This window comes from Marinobacter sp. OP 3.4 (genome assembly GCF_036224885.1).
Classification (GTDB): Bacteria; Pseudomonadota; Gammaproteobacteria; order Pseudomonadales; family Oleiphilaceae; genus Marinobacter.
Genome location: NZ_JAVVLT010000040.1, coordinates 43,475 through 64,396 on the forward strand (window position 1 = coordinate 43,475; position 20,922 = coordinate 64,396).

Sequence of the window (20,922 nt, forward strand, 5' to 3'; positions counted from 1 at the left end):
GGATCCTCCTGACGACGGGGTATAACCTGAAATGAGTTTGGCCGCTGGACCATGCGGGGTCAAACCTGTCAGTGGGATCGTCAGAAAAAGGTCTGATGCCTCTTGTACCCGGATTGTGTCGTGGACTACTCTGCGAGAAGGAAGAAAGGCGCTACAGATCCGCTGGCAGGCCCGGCCCAGGGCCTTGCCGCAATACAACCCATGGCAGTGAGAGGTGCTTATGGCAGAGGCTGCAAGAGATACCGGGCAAACCCAGCCGCGCAAGGTGAAGTATCGCAAGGCAAAAGCGTCCTGGAACCCCGCCATGCAGGCGATTCCGGTGCCTGGTATCCGTCGGATGGTGAACATGGCGGCCACCATGAAGGACGTCATCCACCTGTCCATCGGGCAGCCGGACCTGCCGACCCCCAAGCATGTGATCGACGCCTACGTGGACGCCCTCAACGCGGGCCAGACCGGCTACACCATGGACGCCGGCCTGCCGGAACTGCTGGTGGCCCTGCGGGACTACTACGGCAAGCGCTACGGCCGTAAACTGACCCGGGACAACATCCTGATCACCAGCGGTGCCACCGAGGCCATGTACCTGGCCATCACCTCCACGGCGCAGCCGGGGCGGCAGTTCATTATCACCGACCCCACGTTCCTGCTGTACGCGCCGCTGATCCGCATGAACGGTGGCGAGGTGAAGTACATTCCCACCCGGGCGGAGAACGATCACCAGCTTGACCCGGACGAGGTGATCCGGGCCATGGGCTCGCGCACCTTCGCCCTGGTCCTGAACTCCCCCAACAACCCCACTGGCGCCGTCTACCCGCGCTCCACCATCGAGACCATCGTGGAGGAATGCGCCTACCGGGGGATCCAGATCTTTTCCGATGAGGTCTATGACCACCTGATCTTCGACGACGATGATTATGCCAGTGTCCTCAACTGCGCGGTGGACCTGGACAACATCATGTGCATCAGCAGCTTCTCCAAGACCTACAGCATGGCGGGGCTGCGGGTAGGCTGGGTGATCTCCAGTCAGGCCACCATCAAGAGCCTGCGCCGGTACCACATGTTCACCACCTCGGTGGCCAACACCCCGGCCCAGTTTGCCGGCGTTGCCGCCCTGACCGGTGACCAGCAATGCATCCGGGATATGGTGGGTATCTACCGGGAACGCCGGGACAAGATCGTCGAGCTGATCGACCAGACGCCCCACCTGACCGGCTACAAGCCCGGGGGCGCCTTCTTCGCCTTCCCCAACCTGCCGCCCCATGTGGACGGGTCGGACCTGGCCCTGCGGATGCTCAAGGAAACCGGCGTGTGCACGGTGCCCGGCGATGCCTTCGGCGAGCACACCCAGAGTGCCCTTCGCCTGAGCTTCTCCACCACCTGTGAGAGGCTGGAGGAGGCCTTCGACCGCATTATCCCATGGATGGCCAAACAGCAGTTCTGATACACCACTGACAACGCCGGGGGCTGGCGTTTACCCCCCCCCCCCGGCAGGGTGATTATGCCATGCTGGAACCCGCCGTCCTGCAATGCCCCTATTGCTGGGAGCAGCTGGAGGTCTTCGTGGACCCGAGTGTCCGGGACCAGGAATATGTGGAGGACTGCCAGGTCTGCTGCCAGCCGATCCTGATCCATGCCTGGTTCGATGAAGACGAAGAGCTGCACCTCACCGCGACCCCGGAGAATGACTAAGGTGTAACGCTTTTGGCGGCATCTCCGCTTGCCTCCGGAACCGGCCTCGGAGACCCTATAAACACCTATCACTGCCACAGGAAATGTCATGACTGTTCGTGCTGTACTGGCCCTGATTCTCACCAGCGTGCTGATCACCGGCTGTGCCGGCTTCTCTCCCCTGACCATCAGCGAATCCACCCTCGAGCGACACCTGCAGGATGCGGTGAGCAACTATGACCGGCAGCAACTCCAGGCCGGCTCTCCCCTGAGCCTGTCACTGGACAGGGCGGATATCACCCTGGGGCCCGATGGCCGCGATGTCGCGGTGATCGACCTGTCCGGCCAGGTGGCCCTGAATGCGCTGATGGCGAAGATACCCGCGGACCTGTCCCTCAAGGTGGAGGGCTCACCGGTGTACGACAGCGAGGAACAGGCCATCTACATCCGCCGTCTGAAGCTGCTGGAAAGCAGCGTGGACACGCCCTACTTCAGCAGCGGTGAACTGGCCCCGGTCACCGAGAACGTCATGCGGGTGGTGGCCCAGTTGCTGGAGACCGTGCCCGTCTACCGGCTGGATGGCACCAGCCTCGGCGCCCGGGTGATGGGGATGACGGATATGGATCTCCGCGTGGCCCAGGGCCGGCTGGAGTTCGTGAAGCGCTGATAGCCCACTCCCTTCACGGGAGAGGGTGGAGACGCCAACTCCGCAGTCCGACCTCCTCTCCGGCCCTCTCCCTCCAGGGGAAAGGGGAACTAGGGCGCGAGCGACGGTGGCGGGCGCCGGCTTTAGCCCCTCTCCCTTGACGGGAGAGGGGTTGGGGAGAGGGTGGAGATAGCAACTCCGCAGTTCGGCTCCTCCCCCTCTCCCCGGCCCTCCCCCTCCAGGGGAGAGGGAGATCAGGACGCAAGCGATGGTGGCGGGCGTCGGCTTTAGCCCCTCTCCCTTGACGGGAGAGGGGGTGGGGAGAGGGTGGAGACTCCACCTCCGATCAAGGAAGGCAATATATGGAACAAAGGAAGTTCGCCAAAAACCTGCGTAGCAACATGACGGATGCGGAGCACTTGCTTTGGCGTCACTTACGCGCCAAAAGGATCGAAGGTGCCAAGTTCAGAAGGCAACATCCTATTGGACCCTATGTGGTTGACTTCGTTGAGCTTAAGCATCAAATAATTGTGGAAGCGGATGGTGGTCAGCATAACGGGTGCGACAATGACTCTGAACGGGATGCCTGGCTGACTCGGAAAGGGTTTCGGGTTCTGAGATTCTGGAACCACGATATCCTTCGCCAAACTGACGTGGTTCTGGAAGAGGTTTATCGGGCGCTTCGCGCCTCCCCCTCTCCCCAGCCCTCTCCCTCCAGGGGAGAGGGGGATCAGGGCGCGAGTAATGGTGGCGGGCGCCGGCTTTAGCCCCTCTCCCTTGACGGGAGAGGGGGTGGGGAGAGGGTGGAGATAGCAACTCCGCAGTCCGGCTCCTCCCCCTCTCCCCGGCCCTCTCCCTCCAGGGGAGAGGGAGATCAAGACGCAAGCGATGGTGGCGGGTGCTGGCTTTAGCCCTGCTTTACTAATCCCCGGACAAGGAGGTATCGGACGGGTCCAGCTCCATCTGCTGGATGGCGATCACCGCCTGGGTGCGGTTGCGTACGCCCAGCTTGCGGAAGACGGCGGTGATGTGGGCCTTGATGGTGGCTTCTGAGACGTCCAGGTCGTAGGCGATCTGCTTGTTGAGCATGCCTTCCGCCAGCATCCCGAGTACCCGGAACTGCTGCGGTGTGAGGGAGGCCAGGCGATCCGAGAAGTCGGTACTCTCCGCCTGCATCTGTTCCAGCTTTTCCGCGACGCCTGCCGGCAGCCACATGTCCCCTTCCAGCACCGCCTGGATGGCCTCGGTGATTTCCGGCAGGGGGGCGGATTTGGGGATGAAGCCCGAGGCGCCATAGTCGATGGAGCGGCGCATCACCTGCAGGTCCTCGGAACCGGATACCACCACCACCGGCAGCCCCGGATACTGCCCCCTCATGAACACCAGGCCCGAGAAGCCATGGGCCCCTGGCATGTTCAGGTCCAGCAGTACCAGGTCCGCGTCCGGCTTCCGCTCCACCTCCGCCTGCAGGGCCTTGATGCTCTCGACCTCGGCCACCTCCGCGTCGGGTACGGCCTGGCTGACTGCCTGGCGCAGGGCGGCGCGGAACAGCGGGTGGTCATCGGCGATGATTATGTGTTGGGCCATCCACGGACATCCTCTTGTTAAACCAGTGTTTGTACCCTGGCAACGGGCTATCTCTCAGCGCTGATCCGTTACATCAGCGGAAAACCCGGCGGGGAAACAGGGTTATTCTACCCCAAACACAACAATGCCCGCAGGGGCATGATCCCTGCGGGCATCGCCGTCCGTCGTTATGGACGGGAGTCTACTTGAAAGCACGCTCACTGATAAGCTCGTCCACCACGCTCGGATCCGCCAGGGTGGAGGTATCCCCCAGCTGATCGTGCTCGTTGGCGGCGATCTTACGCAGGATACGGCGCATGATCTTGCCGGAGCGGGTCTTGGGCAGCCCCGGCGCCCACTGGATGACATCCGGCGAGGCGATCGGGCCGATCTCCTTGCGTACCCACTGCACCAGTTCCTTGCGCAGTTCCTCGGTGGGCTCCACGCCGTGTACCACGGTGACGTACACGTAGATGCCCTGCCCCTTGATGTCGTGGGGATACCCCACCACGGCGGCTTCGGCCACCTTGTCGTGGGCCACCAGGGCGCTTTCCACCTCGGCGGTGCCCAGCCGATGGCCGGATACGTTTAGCACGTCGTCCACGCGACCGGTGATCCAGTAGTAGCCGTCCTCGTCACGGCGGGCGCCGTCACCGGTGAAGTACATGCCGGCGTAGGTGCTGAAGTAGGTCTGCTTGAACCTTTCGTGGTCCCCATAGATGGTGCGCATCTGCCCCGGCCAGCTGTCGAGGATGACCAGGTTGCCCTCGGCCTTGCCGTCCAGGATATTGCCGTCGTTGTCCACCAGCGCCGGCTTGACACCGAAGAACGGCAGGGTGGCGGAGCCCGGTTTGAGGTCCACGGCCCCGGGCAGCGGGGAAATCAGGATGCCGCCGGTCTCGGTCTGCCACCAGGTGTCCACGATGGGGCACTGGCTGTTGCCGATTACCCGGTGGTACCACTCCCAGGCTTCCGGGTTGATCGGCTCCCCCACGGAACCCAGCAGGTGCAGGCTCTCCCGGGTGGTGCCCTTCATGCAGTCCTCGCCTTCGGCCATCAGGGCGCGAATGGCGGTGGGGGCGGTGTACAGCACGTTGACCTTGTGCTTGTCCACCACCTGCCCCATGCGGGAGGTGTCCGGGTAGTTGGGCACCCCTTCAAACAGTACGGTAATGGCGCCATTGGCCAGCGGGCCGTACAGGATATAGCTGTGGCCGGTCACCCAGCCGAAGTCGGCGGTACACCAGTAGACATCGCCTTCCTGGTAGTCGAAGACGTACTCATGGGTCATGGACACAAAGGTCAGGTAACCGCCCGTGGTGTGCAGCACGCCCTTGGGGGCGCCAGTGGAGCCGGAGGTATACAGCATGAACAGCGGATCCTCGGCGCCCATGGGCTCCGGCGGGCACTCGGCGGAGGCGTCCTTCATCAGGTCCTCGTAGTGCACATCACGGCTGGCGTCCCAGGGCACGTCCCCGCCGGTGCGTTTGACCACTACCACCTTCTCGACATCCGGCACGTTCTTGCCCTTGAGGGCAGCGTCCACATTCTTCTTCAACGGGATCTTGCGACCACCGCGCACACCTTCATCCGCAGTCACCACGAACCGGGATTTGCCGTTCTCGATGCGGGCACCCAGGGCTTCCGGCGAGAAGCCGCCGAACACCACGGAGTGGATGGCGCCAATACGGGCACAGGCCAGCATGGCCACGGCGGTTTCCACAATCATCGGCATGTAGATGGTGACCACGTCGCCCTTCTTGACCCCCAGGGTCTTGAGTACGTTGGCGAACTTGGCGGTCTCCGCATGCAGCTCACGATAGGTCACATGGCGGGAATCGGCGGGGTCATCGCCCTCGAAGATGATCGCGGTCTTGTCGCCGCGCGTCTCCAGGTGCCGGTCCAGGCAGTTGGCGGAGGCGTTGAGCACGCCGTCCTCAAACCACTTGATGGAGAGGTTGTCGTAGTCGTAGGTGGAATTCTTGACTTTGCTGTAGGGCTTGATCCAGTCCAGTCGCTTGCCGTGTTCACCCCAGAAGGTCTCCGGGTCCTCGATGGACTGTTTGTACATCTGTTCGTATTGCTCGCGATTGACGATGGCTCGTTTCGCGAAGCTGTCGGGTACCGGGTATAGCTTCTTGTCGGTCATTATCTCCCCCTTTTTCAGAGTCTGTTGCTGAGTTGTCGGAATTGTTGGAACAGAACTTGTCAGCCACTGCCGGGCAGTCGGGTTTCAGCAGTGGGCAGGGATCGTGGCCGTCAGTCGGTCGGCCCATCAAATCCCTGATAAGTGGATTGCCCTATCTGACCATGTCAGACCTGACCATTGAATTAGACCAACGTACTACCAGAGTGTTCTGACGATGTCAGGGGACAGGTGTCGCATACAGGAAGGATAGTTCCCCCCGGGGCGGCTGAAAAGCAACCCCGGGAGAAGACGACGGTTTGTGCGGATATCAGGCAGCGACGGCAGCGCGGCGCTCGCGGCGGGCTCGCAGGCTGTACACCCGGCGCTCGGCCAGGGCGTAGCGGTTGAGACCACCCAGGTGGGTCTTGCGGAGATAGGTTTCCCAGCCAATACGACGCGGGTCCACCGAGAACATCTCACGGTCGGTATCCCCCATGCGTTCGGCCAGGTCCATCAGCTTCTCGTTATGGAACACGTAATCCGGCGCGGTGTAGAAGCCGAAGATGGTTGCCAGGGCCCGGGTGGTGTCCAGGTTGCGAAGCAGCTTCAGCTCACGGCTCTGGCCCGCCATCTTCAGGGCCTTGCTGGCCAGGGACAGGGGCACCCGGATACCGGTGACCGCCGCATCGAACAGGGCCCGGTTCACCGCAATGAAGGGCTTGGTTGGCTGACGACTGAACAGTTTGTCGTAGGCGGCATGGTTCTCCCGCGCCTCGTCCATCAGGTGGTCAATAAACTCCCCCAGGGAAATGGGGTTCATGGAACCACTGCAGCACTGGTAGATACGGCGGCGTTGTCCGGCACTCACTGCCTCGGCACCGGCCAGCAGGATGCTGTTGGCCACCAGGTCCACCGGGATGACGTCAATCACGCCCTCGCGGTCGCCGGGGAACAGGGTCACCTTCTCGCGGGCGTAGGCCAGGATGATGGCGTCGGCCACCTTGACCCCCTCGATCCAGCCCGGCATGGGCTCCTTCAGGGCGCTCTCGATAATGGAGGGCCGCACGATGGTCAGGCTCTGGTCCGCCAGCGCCTCCATCAGCCGCTGTTCGCCCAGCCACTTGGTGAAGGTGTAGGTATCGCTCCAGCCATAGTGGTTGGCCTCGCGGATACCCAGTTCCACCAGCTTCTTCTCCAGCTGCTTGCCGGAGTAACGGGACCGCACATCGGTAATCTTGTCGTGGAGCAGCCGCACCAGCGCGTCGGTCTGGAAATAGCCATCCTCGCTCTGGGGAATGGGGGCACCGGCAGGCTTGATAACGTCTTCAGCCACCTGGCCGCTGTTCATGCCATTCACGTAGCAGGTGGACACCTGCACCACCGGGATGCCACCACCATGGCGGGCAAAGTGGGCCACGTTGTCCAGGCACAGGGTGTTGATGGTGAGGGCCTTGTCCAGTTCCTCGCGGAAGTTGACGCTGGCGGCGGAGTTGATCACCAGGTCGATGCGCGACGTCAGGCGTTCGTACTCGGCATCGGGCAGGCCAAACCGGGGGCGGGTCAGTTCGCCCTTGACGCAGTACACCTTGTCTTCCAGGAAGGCCTCGAACCCCTCCTGGTCCTCACTGCGCAGGAGTTCGAATACGCTGGCGCTGGCGATCTCACTGTAGAAGCGTTCACGGGCATCCGGGTGGCGGGCGTTACCACGGACCAGCAGATGAATGCCGCCAATCTCGGGCACTGCCCGGATCAGCTTCTCCAGCACGGCCTTGCCAAGGAAACCGGTGGTGCCGGTGATCAGGATATGCTTGCCCTCCAGGGCGCGGCGCACAGAGGAACTTGTGTCGTCGATATCCGGAAACAGATGGGTCATTTCAGTTGAACTCCTTCTCGTTAATATCACGGATCCGGCGTGGGGGGTGGTTCCGGATCCCAATGGCATCCCTGGTGGTCAAACCCGGTTATCCCTGAGCCGTTTGGCTCGCCGGGAAAGCATCGCCTCAGCCATACCCGATGTGCGTCTGAACATCAGTGTCACGGCCATTAATGCACTATCTGTCGGGGAATCTGCAGAAATCGCGCCAGCCCGCGTTCCCTCACGTTGAGACGCCGTGAGTCTGGCATGGCATCGTGACAATATAGAGACAAATCGCACAAATTAAACTGCCTATTTCATGAACGTAACTTCATGACACTCATCACGAAAATCACGTCACGGTTTTGAATAACAAAAGGTGTTATAGAACTGCTGATTATTGACCGGGGGAAGCCCGACGACAATCGTCATTTCTCCCTATCCTGCCCGCCCCGGGCCGCCCCAATGAAGTGCACGGCAATCCTGTGACGGGCGATCCTGAAGCATCGGATCGGTCGATAAACCGGTGAGGCACCACGTGCGTGAGGAAGACCGGAATCCGGGCACGTTCCGCTACCGGTCAGCGGTATTGGCTACTCGTCAGCGGTATTGGAGAGCGCCGCGAGGAATCCGTCGACACGCACGGAATCCGGCTGGGACTTCAGGCGCTCCAGGAGGGCATCCTGGGAACCGAAATCGGCCTTGCTGTAGCCTGTCCCTTGGGGAAGCGATGGCAACTCCGGCTCCGACGACGCCATCCGCGATAACAGCGCGGAGGCACCGCGCAGTGCTTCCTGTCTGAGCCGGGCATCCCCGGGTTGTTCCGACAGCAATCGCTCCAGGTCGGCAAACAGGGCCCGGCAACGGGCGTCAGGGGTGTCGTCCTGCGCCACCTGCGTACCATGGCCGGTCGGCACATTGCCATCGGGCCGGGCATCGGCCGATCCGGAGGCTGGCGCCGGCAGGGCCTGGCCGGAGGCTTCCTGCTGCCGTCGGCTGCGATGATACCAATAGGCCGCCAGCCCCGCTTTCCGTGCCGGCAGCCGTGACAGATGCCCCAGCAACTGGTCGGAAAGGGTGACGAACTGCCGGCTTGAAGGGTCTGACTCCGACAGTGTGGCCACCGGCCGCTGCAGTTCCACCGACTGGCGTATGGATTCATCCCGCCAGATGGCACCGATGTAGTCCACGTCCATGCCCAGGTGACGACGGGTGGCACCGGCGAAACGACGGTAGACCGACCGCGCCTGGGACGCCCCCGCCGCCATGTTGACCACCACCCCCGGTGTGCGCCGATAGCCCCGGCGCTGCAGCACCCTGAGCAGGGAGAAGGCATCGGTGAGGGAAGCCGGGTCCGGCGTGATCACCGCGCAGGCCAGGGACGACGCGGCGATCATGTGCAGCGCCGCCGGGCGCAGTCCGGAGGCGGTATCGATGAGGATGGTGTCGTAGGCCCGCTCCATGCCCGCCAGCTCCCGGAGGACCCCCTCGGCATCGCCGATGTCCAGGTCCATGCACCGCTGCACACCGGAGGCACCGGCAATGATATGCAGACCAAAAGGCCCTTCCTGGATGACATCGGCCAGCCGGCACTCCCCTGCCATGGCGTGTTCGAGGGTCCGCGTGGGATAGAGTCCGAGGAGGATACTGACATTGGCAAGGTCGGTGTCCGCATCCAGCAGCAGCACGCGCCGGCCCTGACGCGCCAGGGTCAGGGCCAGGTTAACGGCCACCGAGGTCTTGCCGACGCCGCCCTTGCCGCCCGTCAGGGCGACAATATCGGGACGCCCCGTACGGTCCGGCACGCCGCCACTGCCCTGTGCCCCGTCATTCTGGGAATCGCTCACATCCATAACCCTGCACTAATGGCCGCTATCCGTCAGTCGACCAAAACATCATCAGGTGAGTACACCAAAACGACAATGATACCCTGATTCAGGCCATTCCGGGAATGGGAGGGACGATTGATCAATTCCTCGGCAAAAATCTCTTGATATGTATTCTCTAATGACTATCCTAACGTATTGTTCATTAACATTACGTTACGGACCGTTACACAAAGACAATGACACCGCCGTCGGCCACTGAGCAGCTCCCCACCCTTCCGGAGCCCCATTTACGGGCTCTGGAAGCCTGTCGACAGCAGCGAAGCTACCGGCGGATCACCGATATCATCCAGCTCGACACGGCATTGTCAGCACGCATCCTTGCCCTGGCCAACGCTGCCGGCTCGCACCCGAGCCAACCAATGGACAGCCTGGAACAGGCCCTGCTGCGCCTGGGTACCGATCGGGTGCAGAACCTGGTACTGACCGCGGCCCTGCAACAACTGCTGTTCGACTTGGGCAAGGGCCACTGGCAGCAGCTCCACGGTTTCTGGCATGACGCCCTGTCCGTCGCCCTGATGGCCCGGGCACTGGCGCGCCTGACCCGCTACCCGGCAACGGACACCGCCTTTCTCACCGGCATGCTGCACAACGCCGGCAGGCTGCTCCTGCTGCGGCAGGAACTCGAGGCCCCCCACCGGCCGCCGGAAACCGGCTACGTGGCGCTCAGCACCACCCTCGCCCGCCACTGGCAACTGGACCCGGCGATCCTGGAGGCCCTGGCCCATCAGCAGGATGATACCGGCACTCTGGGCGATACCGGGCACCTGGCCCGCATTATCGCGGTGGCGGTGCAACTGGTGATCCGGGAGGGCCATGGCCTGACCATGGCGAAGGCTCTGTTCGGGCTGGAGGATGAACTGACGGCGGAAATCCTGCGCCGTATCCGGCTGGAAACCGGGGACCTGGCCCGGGAGATGGGCGTGCCGGCCTTTACCCACTACGACGGCGACCAGGCCACGCGACGGCTGACCATTGCCGCCGTCCGGGAACTGCTGGCCCGGGACCTGCTGGAGCAGTCGGCGCCACCGGTGTCGGCGGAGCAGATACGCCGGCAGGTCCATGAGATCAACAGCCCGCTCACGGTGGTTCGCCAATACCTCTACCAGTTGCGCAAACGACTGACGGAAACCGGCAGCGAGCGGGATATCGACATCATCGAGGAAGAACTTGCCCGGGCCAGCGAGTTGCTTGGGGAACTGGCCAGCAACAACGCGGACGGGGCGCCGGGACAGCGGGACAACGACGGCCAGGCTATCCTCAATCACGAGGTCCGTGCGCTGCGGGACCTGCTGGCGGAAGGCTTGTTCCAGGAGTTGCAGGTCACCTGTGCGCTGGAACTCTGCGACACGAGTTCCGCCATTGCGGCCCCCGCGTCACAGATCCGGCAGGTGGTACTCAACCTGCTTCGCAATGCTGCGGAAAGCCGGCCGGACGGGCCGGTACGAATCACCCTGCGGTCTTCCGCCCCGGTCTGGCAACAGAACCGGCAATGGGTGGAACTGACCGTGGAGGACGACGGCCCCGGTCTGCCGGATTCCGTCAGCCGACACCTGTTCGAGCCGGTCGCCACCGGCAAGGGTGACGCCCACAGCGGCCTGGGCCTGAGCATCGTCAAACAGTTAATGGATGACATGGACGCCATCATCAGTTGCCAGAGCAGTCCTTCGGGAACCCTGTTCCGGCTGCTATTCCCTGCGGGGACCAGTACCGAAGATCGGTAACAGCACGGCAGGACCCGGTGGCCATGCCCCGGGCAACTGCGGTAAGGAACTCGCTGAAAACCGACAAAGGTCGACGAGTAGCGTGCGATGATCCATAAAGTCGAATCAGATCCAGAACCTTATCGGGAGCGCCAGCGGATACTGGTGGCCGATGACAATCCGCGACTGCTGAAAGGCCTGTCGGACCTGCTCGGTGACCATGGCTATCATGTCTCCATGGCCGCCGATGGCAATGAGGCCTGTCGCCTGTTGCAGCAACACCCGTTCACCCTCGCCTTCCTGGACCTCAACATGCCCGGACGCGACGGCTTCCAGGTGATGGAGGAAGCCTGCCGGCTGCAGCCCCGGTGCGCGCTGGTGGTGGTCAGCGGCGAAACCTCCTTCCTGTCGGTCAGCCGTGCCCTGCGGCGGGGGGCCAGCGACTATATCCGCAAGCCCTTCGACCCGGAGGAGGTGCTGGCAACCCTGGAGAACGTGCTCGGCAGGCAGTCGCTGCTGCGGGCCCACGAGGATGTCCAGCAACGGCTGGAGAAATCCGAAACCCTGCACCGTTATATCGTCAACAACTCCCCCGATATCGTGTTCATGCTCGACGACCAGGGGCGTTTCTGCTTCCTCAACCCCAAAGTGTCCAACCTGCTCGGTTACCGGCCCTCCGACCTGATCGGCCAGCACTTCCGCCTGCTGCTGCATGAGGAGGACGCGTCACTGAGCGCCCCCTCCCTCAACGACCCGGGCATCAGCACGGACCGGCCCGCCACCTTCGAGGTGCGCCTGAAGGCCGAGGGCAGGCTTCAGTCCACCCGGCACTTCGAGATCACTGCGTTCCCCATCGACCCGGGTAGCTGGAGCAGCACGGGCAATCCGGAGGAGCGGGAACTCAACGAACGCGCACGCTACTACGGCATCGCCCGGGATATCACCGAGCGCAAGGAGGCCGAGGCCTTTATCAGCTTCCAGGCCTACCACGATCTGCTGACCCGCCTGCCCAACCGGGCCCTGTTCCGGGACCGGCTCAACATGGCCCTCAACCAGGCCAACCGGCACCGTCATCCGCTGGCCGTGATGTTCCTGGACCTGGACCGCTTCAAGATCATCAACGACACCCTGGGCCATTCCATGGGCGACCGGTTGCTGCAGGCGGTCACCCAGCGCCTGGAAAAATGCCTGCGCAAGGGCGACACCCTGTCACGGTTCGGAGGCGACGAATTCACCCTGCTGCTGCCGATGGTACCGGACCGGGATCACGCCGCCGTGATTGCCCGCAAGCTGATCGATGCCCTCAAGGCGCCGTTCCGGCTCGACAACCAGGATATCTTTGTCGGCGTCAGTATCGGTATCGCCATGTACCCGGAAGCGGGCAAGCGCATCGAACAGCTGATACGCAACGCCGACCTGGCCATGTACCACGTCAAGTCCCGGGGCAAGGACAACTACTGCTTCTTCGACAGCAGCATGACCGTGGACTCCAGCCAGCGCCTGACCCTGGAACGGGACCTGAGGCGGGCCATCACCGGTGGCGAACTGGAGGTTCACTACCAGCCCCAGGTCTGCCTGCGCACCGGCAAGGTGGCGGGACTGGAGGCACTGGTGCGCTGGCGACACCCGCATCGCGGCCTGTTACCACCATCGGAATTCCTGCCCCTGGCGTCGGAAACCAACCTGATTGCCGACGTCAGTCACCAGGTGCTGGCCAACGCCTGCCGCGAAGTGGGCCAGTGGATCGCTTCCGGCCACCCCGACCTGCGACTGGCGGTCAACCTGTCGCCGGTCCAGGTGGAACATCCCATGTTCACCGAGCGCCTGATGGCACAACTGCGCCAGGTGGGCTTTCCTCCCGGCAACCTGGAGATCGAGATCACCGAGAACGTGATCATGAACGACCTGGAGAAGGTGAGCCAGACGCTGCGTGAGCTGGCCGACCAGGGCATCCGCATTGCCATCGATGATTTCGGCACCGGTTATTCGTCCCTGAGCTACCTGCACCACCTGCCGATACACATCCTCAAGGTGGACCGCAGCTTTATCCAGGGCATTCGTGCCGGTAACGACGGGGCCTGTATCGTCAATGCCATCATTGCCATGGCCCGGGGGCTGAAGCTGGAGATTGTCGCCGAGGGGGTGGAGAACGAGGATCAGCTGGCGTACCTGACCGCCAGCAACTGCGACCATGTCCAGGGTTTTCTGTTCGGCCGTCCCCAGCCCGGTCCGGAGGTTCGCAAGATTCTCGACCGTAGCCCGCTCCCGCTTCTGGAGAGTCTCTGAACGGCGCCCGGATCAGGCCTGAATGACCTCCCGGCGGTAGCCGAGCCGGGCCAGGAAGGGGTCGATATCCGCCGTGGCCGGCGCGGAAAACAGGCAGCGATGGCCGGAGGACTGGTCGCGTACGAGGTCCCGGGGTGCAAACCCGGCCTCCTCCAGCAGGGAGCCGGTGCGGCGGGCAATGGCGTCACCGGAATCCACCCAGTGGCGCACGTCCGGTAGCAGACGCCGGAGCTCATCCTGGATCAGCGGGTAATGGGTGCAGCCCAGCACCAGCGTGTCGACGCCCGCATCACGGAACGGCTGCAGGGCCACCGACAGGGCCGGTTCCGGCAGTGGCCGGCCACGGGCCCAGTCCTCGATCCAGGTGACCAGTTCCGGGTGCCCTACCCGTTCCAGCTCACAATCCGGCGCGAAGTCACGGACCAGTTGCTCCAGGTAGGGGCGCCTGACCGTGGCGGGAGTCGCCAGCAGGCCGATACGGCGATTCTCCGACAGGGCGGCGGCGGGCTTGATGGCCGGCACCACCCCCACCACCGGAACACTCACCGCCGACCGTAGCGCCGGCAGCGCCACGGTGCTGGCGGTGTTACAGGCCACCACCACCACATCGAAGGGCCGCTGGCGAAGCTGCGCCTGTACCAGGCCGACGGTGCGGTCCACCACCACTTCCTCCGGCTGGCCGCCATAAGGAAAGCCGGCGTTATCCGCCAGATGGGTCAGGCGGGCCGCCGGGAGTTGCTGATGGATACAGGCGGCAATGCTCAGCCCGCCCACGCCGGAATCGAATACCAGGATTTCCGGCACCCGGTCAGCTTGTGCCGAGCTCACCCGGCCATCTCCCGTTTCAGTTGCTGGATCAGGCGACCAGCGATGGTGGTCTCCGGGGGAATCGGAGGATGGTCGTCCGGGGTGAACCAGTCCGCCTCCGCCAGTTCGTCCTCCTGCAATACCAGGTCACCGGATTCATAGTCGGCAAAGAAGCCCAGCATCAGCTGGTGGGGGAATGGCCAGGGCTGCGAGGTCCAGTAACGCACGTTGGTCACGGTCAGGCCGGTTTCCTCCATGGTCTCCCGGGCCACCGCCTCTTCCGCGCTTTCCCCGGGCTCCACGAAGCCCGCAATCAGGCTGAAGAAATGGCTGCGCGCCCGGGTGGATCGGGCCAGCAGGAAACGGTCGCCCCGGCGGATCACCACAATGACGCAGGGGGCCAGTCGCGGATAGAACGGGATCGAACAGTGGTCACACCAGCGGGCCCGCTCGGCGGGATGGAAACCGGTCTCGCCGCCGCAGCGGCCACAGAAACGGTGATCCAGGAACCACTGCTGCACCTGGGAGGCGGTGCCCAGCAGGGCCGCCGGTGCATCCGGCATGGTGAGCAGGGCCTCCCGCAGGTGAACCGGTCGGGTGGCGTAGAGCAGCATACCCGGGTCAACGCTGGCCACGTAGACCCCCCGGCCATCCAGTTCACCCACGTAGACGGGGTCCGTTCCCTCATCCAGGGCGCCGTCCACCGCAGCCCATCGATGGGTCCAGCCATCCTCCGGGCACCAGATTTCCGGACCGTTCATGGCCACAACCAGGTCGTCGTCAGCGGGCGCCTTGCGGGACCACCCTGCACTCCAGTTCTCCATCAACCACTCCACCAGGTTACAAAGGCTGAAATGTATCATATCTGTTGAAGGGGAACGCACTCACCACTTTGTCCGGAACCGGCGACAAAGTACACTTGTGGCTCTTCTCTGTCCGGAGTCTGACTGAATGCGATTTTTGCCTGCCGTATCCGGCGCCCTGACCACCCTGTTGCGAAAGATCCTGTTCCTGTGGGTGCGCACGGACGTCCTCGGCGCCGGCAAGCAGGAGTTGAACCTGGACCCGAAACGCCCGGTCTGCTACGTCATACAATACAGTTCCCTGTCGGCCCGGCTGGTACTGGAACAGGAGGTGGAACGGGCCGGCCTGCCCCCGGCCCGTGGCCCCATGAACATCCATGACGGGCCCCGTCAGTCCTTCTGCTTCCTCTACCGCCGGGCCCGCGGCACTTTCAGCCCACGCCCGACTCCGGTGATGACCCGGCGCATGGAGCACCTGGTGGCCATGTCCGTGGAAGATCCCACCCTGGATATCCAGCTGGTGCCGGTGTCGCTGTTCTGGGGACGGTCGCCGGACAAGGAGAAGTCGTTCCTCAAGCTGTTGCTGTCGGATACCTGGTCGGTGGCCGGCCGCTTCCAGAAACTGCTGATCATCCTGGTGCACGGTCGCAATACCCTGGTCCGCTTCGGCGAGCCCATGTCCCTGGCCGACATGGTCCGGGAGCACCACCGCAGCATGGCCAGGGCCAACCGCAAGACCGCCCGGCTGCTGCGCACTCACTTCCGCCGGGTACGCCAGGCAGTGCTGGGGCCGGACCTGTCACACCGTCGCACCCTGGTGGCGGACCTGATCCGTACCCCTGCGGTGCGGGACGCCATCCGCGAGACCGCCCGCCGGGAGGAAGTCCACCCGGACAAGATCCGCAACCGGGCCTGGGGTTATGCCAACGAAATCGCCTCCAGTATGTCCATCGCCACCATCCGCATCCTGGAGATCATCCTGGGGTGGTTGTGGAACCGCATCTACAACGGCGTTCGTATCAACAACATCCGTGAGGTGCAGGAAGTCGCGGAAAAGAACGCCGTGGTCTATGTGCCCTGTCACCGCTCCCATATCGACTACCTGCTGCTGTCCTACGTGCTCTACCGCAACGGTCTGATGCCGCCCCATATTGCCGCCGGCATCAACCTGAACATGCCGGTGGTGGGCCCCATCCTGCGCCGTGGCGGCGCCTTCTTCATGCGCCGCAGTTTCCGCGACAATCCGCTCTACGCCACGGTGTTCAACGAGTACATGCATGTCATGTTCACCCGGGGCTATTCGGTGGAGTACTTCGTGGAAGGGGGCCGCAGTCGTACCGGGCGCACCCTGCAACCGCGTCCGGGCATGCTCTCCATGACGGTACGGAGTTTCCTGCGGGACCACCAGAAGCCCATCGTGCTGGTACCCGTCTACATCGGCTATGAGAAGGTCATGGAGGGCCGCTCCTATATGGGCGAACTGCGGGGCAAGAAGAAAAAACAGGAAAGCGTGGTGGGGCTGGCAAAATCGGCCCGCAAGCTGCGCAACTCCTTCGGCAAGGTCTCGGTCAATTTCGGCACCGGTATCGACCTGGCCACGGCCCTGGAACAGGCCCGGCCCGGCTGGCAGAACGAAGCCGTGGGTCAGGACGCCAGACCGGCCTGGCTGAACGACGCGGTGAATCACCTGGCCCGGCAGGTGGCCACCGGCATCAACGGGGCGGTGGCCGTCAATCCGGTGACCCTGGTGGCCACGGTCCTCCTCGCCACCGAGCGCCTGGCCATGGACGAGCGGCAACTGGCCCGGCTGATGGACCAGTACCTGGCGATCCTCAAGTCCCACCCCTATGCGGACACCGTCACCTTCCCCGAGGGCGATGGCCGCGAGTGGATCCGCTACTGCGAAAAGATGGGCATGGTGGGCCGCCACCCCCAGAAGCTGGGGGACATCATCGGCCTGGATGGGGTCAATGCCACCCTGATGACCTATTACCGCAACAACATCCAGCACCTGTTCGCGCTGCCGGCGCTGATTGCCTGCCTGTTCGAGAACTGCACGTCCCTGGCCCGGGACCGGGTAATCTTCCTGGCCAGTGCCATCTACCCCTACCTGCAGTCGGAGCTGTTCCTGCGCTACGACGCCGATACCGTGGGGGTCGAGGTGGACCGCTGGATCGATACCCTGGTGGAACACGGCATCCTGCGCACTGACGGCGACCGTGTCATGGGCCCGGACGAGGGCACCGATCAGCGCCTGCAGCTCCACACCCTGTCACGCTTTATCATCCAGACCCTGGAGCGCTACTACATCGTCATCGCCACCCTGCGCAAGCATGGCCCGGGGGTGCTCACCGCCCGGGAACTGGAAGAGGAAAGCGTGCTGATGGCGGAACGGATGTCGATCCTGTTCGGTCTTAATGCCCCGGAGTTCTTCGACAAGGCCCTGTTCCGGAACTTTATCGACAACCTCCGCCGGAACGATGTGATCATTGCCGGCGACAACGAGCGGCTGGGTTATACCCGGGAGCTGGAAGAGGTGTCGGAGGATGCCCGCCTGGTGCTGAACGTGGAGAAACGCCAGGCCATCGCCCAGGTCACACGGCTCGGCGCGCTCTGATCAGTTGGATGGCAGGGCCTTGAGGGGATAGACGTCGTAGCGGCTGCTCTTGCCCTCCAGCGTCAGCCCCGGCGACGGGCCCTCAATGGCCGGTGCCCGGCGTGATCGCTTGACCACCACCCGGTACCGGGCGCAGTCCAGGGCCGCCTCCAGCAGCGCGGCGGCGTCCGGGTCGTCCCCCACCACCGGCCGGAACAGCTGCATCTCCTTCTTCACCAGGGCCGACTTGTCCCGGTGGGGGAACATGGGGTCCAGGTAGATCACGTCCGCAACCGGCTTCCCCGCCCGTGCCTCCAGCCAGGTGATGCTGTCCGCCAGCACCAGGGTCATGCGGGCCACCACCGCCGCCGTACTGTCGCTGGCCGCCGCCCGTGCCAGGCCATCCTCCAGCAGGGCGTGAATCACCGGTGAGCGCTCCAGCAGGGTGACCTGGTGCCCCAGGCCCGCCAGCACGAACGCATCCTGTCCCAGGCCGGCGGTGGCATCCAGGATATGCAGGGTGTCGTGGGTGCGCTTGAGGCCGATGGCCTTGGCGATGAGCTGGCCGGTGCCGCCGCCGTGGGCCAGCCGGTAACCGGCCTTGCCGGAGACAAACTCCGCCCGTACCGGCCCCGGGGCCTTGCGTCCGGTGGCCTGCAGTGAAAGGCCGCGCTCGTCCAGCAACAGCACCACCGGACTGTCCCCGATATCCCTGGCGGACCGGATGCCCAGGAAGGTGGCGCCCAGCCGGGTGGCCAGGGCTTCGGCAGCGGGATAACGGTCCGCGACGTCGCAGGCCACCGGCGGAATGCCCGTGTGGGTAGCGTCCAGATCGGTTAACGGGGGTTTTGACATGGGGACAGGGTATCAGACGCGGATATCGATGCCCGCAAGCTCGGCGTCGTATCCGTCCATGCCCTCACGCTGACTGGCGACAGCGGCAAAGGCCTCCAGTGCGCGGGCGTTGGCCATGGGGATCTCTTCTGCCCGGAAGGGTTCGAGGCGGGTGTCCTCGGCGGCGGAACGGGCCTGGATCCGGCGCAGGTAACCCTGGTTATCATCGGCGGGCGCCGTACCGGACCCGGGGGCCTCGCCACCGGCCGGTGATGGTCGGGCGTCCTGGCGATCATCGGTCAGGACCTGCGGACGTGCGGCGGGAGCGCGGGCCGCATCGTTGCGCTCGCGGGCACCGCCGTTGTTACCGACGTAGGGGTTGTTGGAGTTGATACCACCAATCATGGCCACTGATCCGCACGTACCTTTAAGAGGAGCCTAACGCCCCGGAAGTTTCTTCCAGGTGACTTCATCCCGCAAATACACCGGTTGCGCCTGGGCCGCCGGTACCGCTTTCCCCTGCTGCCAGGCCACCGCCGCCAGTCGGGCAACGAAGCGGGCATCCGGGGCAAGCGCCGGATTCGGCGGATTCACCGAACCCGTGACACTGTCGGGTATGCAATCAGCATAGCGCCAACCACTGCCTCCTGCCAACCAGCGGCTGCAGCCCTCCGGCAGGCTCACCTGTTCCGGGGGGCAGACCCGTTCCGGTGCCAACAGCTGCGGAAGGCCATCCACCAGTTGGAAACAGCCCCAGTAGACTTCGTCCATGCGGGCATCGAAGGCCACGGCCATGCCGTCCCCTTCCCCGGCGTCATGATTCTGCGCCAGTTCCAGCGCCACTGCCTGCAGGGAGGAGACCGGCACCACCGGTAGTTCCAGCCCCCAGGCCAGGCCCTGGATCACCCCGGTGGCAATCCGCAGCCCGGTGAACGAACCGGGACCGGCGGCGAACGCCAGCGCATCCAGGTCCGCCATGGCCAGCCCCTGTTCCGCCAGCAACTGACGGACCATGGGCATGATCAGGCGGGTATGGCCCCGGGGCTCAACACGACAATGCCCGCTCAGTTCCCCGCCACTAAGCAGGGCCACGGAGCAGGCATCGGTGGAGGTATCAATGGCAAGAAGGTTCAAGGTCGTGAACTAGCCCAGTTTGGAGAGGATCTGCTCGCGAATGTCGTCGAGGGAACCCACCCCTTCAACACGCACGTACTTCGGGGCCTGCTCTGGCTCGCTGGCCGCCCAGTCCTGGTAGTAGCCCACAAGCGGTTCGGTCTGCTCATGGTAGACCTCGAGACGCTTGCGGACGGTGTCTTCCTGGTCGTCCTCGCGCTGCACCAGCGGTTCGCCGGTCTGGTCGTCCTTGCCGTCCACCTTGGGCGGATCATACTTGACGTGGTAGATGCGACCACTGGCCGGATGCACACGGCGGCCCGCCAGACGCTGGACGATTTCCTCGTCGTCGACGGCGATTTCCACCACATAGTCAATACTGATGCCCTGGGTCTTCAGCGCTTCCGCCTGGGGAATGGTGCGCGGGAAGCCGTCCAGCAGGAAACCGTTACGGCAGTCATCCTGCTGGACCCGTTCCTCGATCAGTTCGATAATGATGTCGTCGGAGACCAGCGAGCCGGAATCCATCACCGCCTGGACTTTCTTGCCCAGCTCGGAACCGGATTTGACGGCGGCACGGAGCATGTCACCTGTGGAGATCTGGGGAATGTCGAACCGTTCCGTAATGAACTGTGCCTGGGTCCCCTTGCCGGCTCCCGGCGCCCCCAACATGATAATACGCATACGTTATGCTCCCATTTCCTGGTTAATTGTGTAGTCTTGAATCGTTGAAAAGCGGTTGCCAAACCCAGGGTTACGACACTCTCCCCTATAATCTCCACAATCACCACAAGGCTTGGCAACAGCCTCTCGCAGCCGCCACGGGCGCACGAAAAGCGGGCATTATACGAAGTCGGGACCGTGAGAGAAAGTCGACGTCCGTCGCAGTCCATCCTAGGAGTCTACGCGGCAGAAAGTCCCGCTGCTGCGACCGCCCCACTTTGGCCCCTTTTGAGCGCTCATTTTCGTTGCGTAGAACCACTATGCGCCTCAAATGACCGTCAAAATGGCCTCAAAGTGGGACGCTC

General features: G+C 63.7%; 17 protein-coding genes. 7 read left to right on the plus strand and 10 right to left on the minus strand.

The window, feature by feature from the left end; translation table 11 throughout:
• The first annotated feature begins 220 nt into the window (after window positions 1-220).
• From RO069_RS07875 to RO069_RS07890, 4 genes are all read left to right on the plus strand, one after another.
• Window positions 221-1,444, plus strand: a complete 1,224-nt coding sequence (locus RO069_RS07875; RefSeq protein ID WP_328186535.1) for a pyridoxal phosphate-dependent aminotransferase — start codon at window positions 221-223, stop codon at window positions 1,442-1,444.
• Window positions 1,445-1,506: 62 nt separating this feature from the next.
• The gene (locus RO069_RS07880; RefSeq protein WP_328186537.1) at window positions 1,507-1,692 is read left to right on the plus strand and encodes a CPXCG motif-containing cysteine-rich protein; all 186 of its coding nucleotides are present in this window, start codon (window positions 1,507-1,509) and stop codon (window positions 1,690-1,692) included.
• Between the two features lie 88 nt (window positions 1,693-1,780).
• A complete protein-coding gene (locus RO069_RS07885; protein WP_328186538.1) occupies window positions 1,781-2,338 on the plus strand; it encodes a DUF1439 domain-containing protein in 558 nt (185 codons plus the stop codon).
• A gap of 341 nt (window positions 2,339-2,679) precedes the next feature.
• The gene (locus RO069_RS07890; protein WP_328186540.1) at window positions 2,680-3,084 is read left to right on the plus strand and encodes an endonuclease domain-containing protein; all 405 of its coding nucleotides are present in this window, start codon (window positions 2,680-2,682) and stop codon (window positions 3,082-3,084) included.
• 154 nt (window positions 3,085-3,238) lie between these two features.
• Here the strand turns inward: RO069_RS07890 and RO069_RS07895 are convergent, their stop codons facing one another.
• From RO069_RS07895 to RO069_RS07910, 4 genes are all read right to left on the minus strand, one after another.
• Window positions 3,239-3,904, minus strand: a complete 666-nt coding sequence (locus RO069_RS07895) for a response regulator transcription factor (RefSeq protein ID WP_328186542.1) — start codon at window positions 3,902-3,904, stop codon at window positions 3,239-3,241.
• A 181-nt stretch (window positions 3,905-4,085) separates the two neighbouring features.
• Complete coding sequence (gene acs / locus RO069_RS07900) at window positions 4,086-6,032, minus strand: acetate--CoA ligase (protein ID WP_328186543.1); 1,947 nt, start codon at window positions 6,030-6,032, stop codon at window positions 4,086-4,088.
• 307 nt (window positions 6,033-6,339) lie between these two features.
• A complete protein-coding gene (locus RO069_RS07905) occupies window positions 6,340-7,884 on the minus strand; it encodes a fatty acyl-CoA reductase (RefSeq protein ID WP_328186544.1) in 1,545 nt (514 codons plus the stop codon).
• Window positions 7,885-8,459: 575 nt separating this feature from the next.
• Window positions 8,460-9,713: a MinD/ParA family ATP-binding protein gene (locus RO069_RS07910; protein WP_328186545.1), complete on the minus strand. Its 1,254-nt coding sequence runs from the start codon at window positions 9,711-9,713 to the stop codon at window positions 8,460-8,462.
• A 218-nt stretch (window positions 9,714-9,931) separates the two neighbouring features.
• Between RO069_RS07910 and RO069_RS07915 the strand changes: the two genes are divergently transcribed.
• Together RO069_RS07915 and RO069_RS07920 are read left to right on the plus strand one after the other, a co-directional pair.
• Window positions 9,932-11,476 (plus strand): HDOD domain-containing protein, encoded by a 1,545-nt coding sequence (locus tag RO069_RS07915; RefSeq protein WP_328186546.1) that lies wholly within the window; start codon window positions 9,932-9,934, stop codon window positions 11,474-11,476.
• 87 nt (window positions 11,477-11,563) lie between these two features.
• Complete coding sequence (locus tag RO069_RS07920; protein WP_328186548.1) at window positions 11,564-13,741, plus strand: EAL domain-containing protein; 2,178 nt, start codon at window positions 11,564-11,566, stop codon at window positions 13,739-13,741.
• A gap of 12 nt (window positions 13,742-13,753) precedes the next feature.
• Here RO069_RS07920 and murI read toward each other — a convergent pair whose 3' ends face one another.
• Together murI and nudC are read right to left on the minus strand one after the other, a co-directional pair.
• Window positions 13,754-14,569, minus strand: coding sequence for a glutamate racemase (murI, locus tag RO069_RS07925; protein ID WP_328186550.1), 816 nt, complete (start codon window positions 14,567-14,569; stop codon window positions 13,754-13,756).
• Entirely contained in the window at window positions 14,566-15,372 is an 807-nt protein-coding gene (nudC, locus tag RO069_RS07930) for an NAD(+) diphosphatase (protein WP_328186552.1), read from the minus strand. The genes murI and nudC overlap by 4 nt, the downstream gene beginning before the upstream one ends.
• 127 nt (window positions 15,373-15,499) lie before the next feature.
• On the opposite strand from nudC, the gene plsB reads away from it, so the two are divergent.
• Window positions 15,500-17,968 carry a glycerol-3-phosphate 1-O-acyltransferase PlsB gene (gene plsB / locus RO069_RS07935; RefSeq protein ID WP_328186554.1) on the plus strand — a complete coding sequence of 823 codons (2,469 nt, stop codon included), beginning with the start codon at window positions 15,500-15,502 and terminating at the stop codon, window positions 17,966-17,968.
• On the opposite strand, the gene RO069_RS07940 is transcribed toward plsB, so the two are convergent.
• Genes RO069_RS07940 through adk form a run of 4 tightly spaced genes read right to left on the minus strand, consistent with a single transcriptional unit; the run spans window position 17,969 to window position 20,578 of the window.
• Entirely contained in the window at window positions 17,969-18,802 is an 834-nt protein-coding gene (locus tag RO069_RS07940; RefSeq protein WP_328186556.1) for a class I SAM-dependent methyltransferase, read from the minus strand.
• Between the two features lie 12 nt (window positions 18,803-18,814).
• Complete coding sequence (locus RO069_RS07945) at window positions 18,815-19,186, minus strand: UDP pyrophosphate phosphatase (RefSeq protein WP_328186558.1); 372 nt, start codon at window positions 19,184-19,186, stop codon at window positions 18,815-18,817.
• Between the two features lie 33 nt (window positions 19,187-19,219).
• Complete coding sequence (gene tsaB, locus RO069_RS07950) at window positions 19,220-19,915, minus strand: tRNA (adenosine(37)-N6)-threonylcarbamoyltransferase complex dimerization subunit type 1 TsaB (protein WP_328186560.1); 696 nt, start codon at window positions 19,913-19,915, stop codon at window positions 19,220-19,222.
• Between the two features lie 9 nt (window positions 19,916-19,924).
• Window positions 19,925-20,578, minus strand: a complete 654-nt coding sequence (adk, locus tag RO069_RS07955; protein ID WP_328186562.1) for an adenylate kinase — start codon at window positions 20,576-20,578, stop codon at window positions 19,925-19,927.
• Window positions 20,579-20,922: the final 344 nt, after the last annotated feature.

Coding starts and splice junctions, on each gene's coding strand:
- RO069_RS07915 (WP_328186546.1), top strand. CDS start 9,932: ATGACACCGCCGTCGGCCACTGAGCAGCTCCCCACCCTTCCGGAGCCC.
- acs (WP_328186543.1), bottom strand. CDS start 6,032: ATGACCGACAAGAAGCTATACCCGGTACCCGACAGCTTCGCGAAACGA.
- RO069_RS07920 (WP_328186548.1), top strand. CDS start 11,564: ATGATCCATAAAGTCGAATCAGATCCAGAACCTTATCGGGAGCGCCAG.
- plsB (WP_328186554.1), top strand. CDS start 15,500: ATGCGATTTTTGCCTGCCGTATCCGGCGCCCTGACCACCCTGTTGCGA.
- RO069_RS07945 (WP_328186558.1), bottom strand. CDS start 19,186: ATGATTGGTGGTATCAACTCCAACAACCCCTACGTCGGTAACAACGGC.
- RO069_RS07875 (WP_328186535.1), top strand. CDS start 221: ATGGCAGAGGCTGCAAGAGATACCGGGCAAACCCAGCCGCGCAAGGTG.
- RO069_RS07940 (WP_328186556.1), bottom strand. CDS start 18,802: ATGTCAAAACCCCCGTTAACCGATCTGGACGCTACCCACACGGGCATT.
- RO069_RS07890 (WP_328186540.1), top strand. CDS start 2,680: ATGGAACAAAGGAAGTTCGCCAAAAACCTGCGTAGCAACATGACGGAT.
- adk (WP_328186562.1), bottom strand. CDS start 20,578: ATGCGTATTATCATGTTGGGGGCGCCGGGAGCCGGCAAGGGGACCCAG.
- RO069_RS07895 (WP_328186542.1), bottom strand. CDS start 3,904: ATGGCCCAACACATAATCATCGCCGATGACCACCCGCTGTTCCGCGCC.
- RO069_RS07880 (WP_328186537.1), top strand. CDS start 1,507: ATGCTGGAACCCGCCGTCCTGCAATGCCCCTATTGCTGGGAGCAGCTG.
- RO069_RS07885 (WP_328186538.1), top strand. CDS start 1,781: ATGACTGTTCGTGCTGTACTGGCCCTGATTCTCACCAGCGTGCTGATC.
- RO069_RS07905 (WP_328186544.1), bottom strand. CDS start 7,884: ATGACCCATCTGTTTCCGGATATCGACGACACAAGTTCCTCTGTGCGC.
- nudC (WP_328186552.1), bottom strand. CDS start 15,372: ATGGAGAACTGGAGTGCAGGGTGGTCCCGCAAGGCGCCCGCTGACGAC.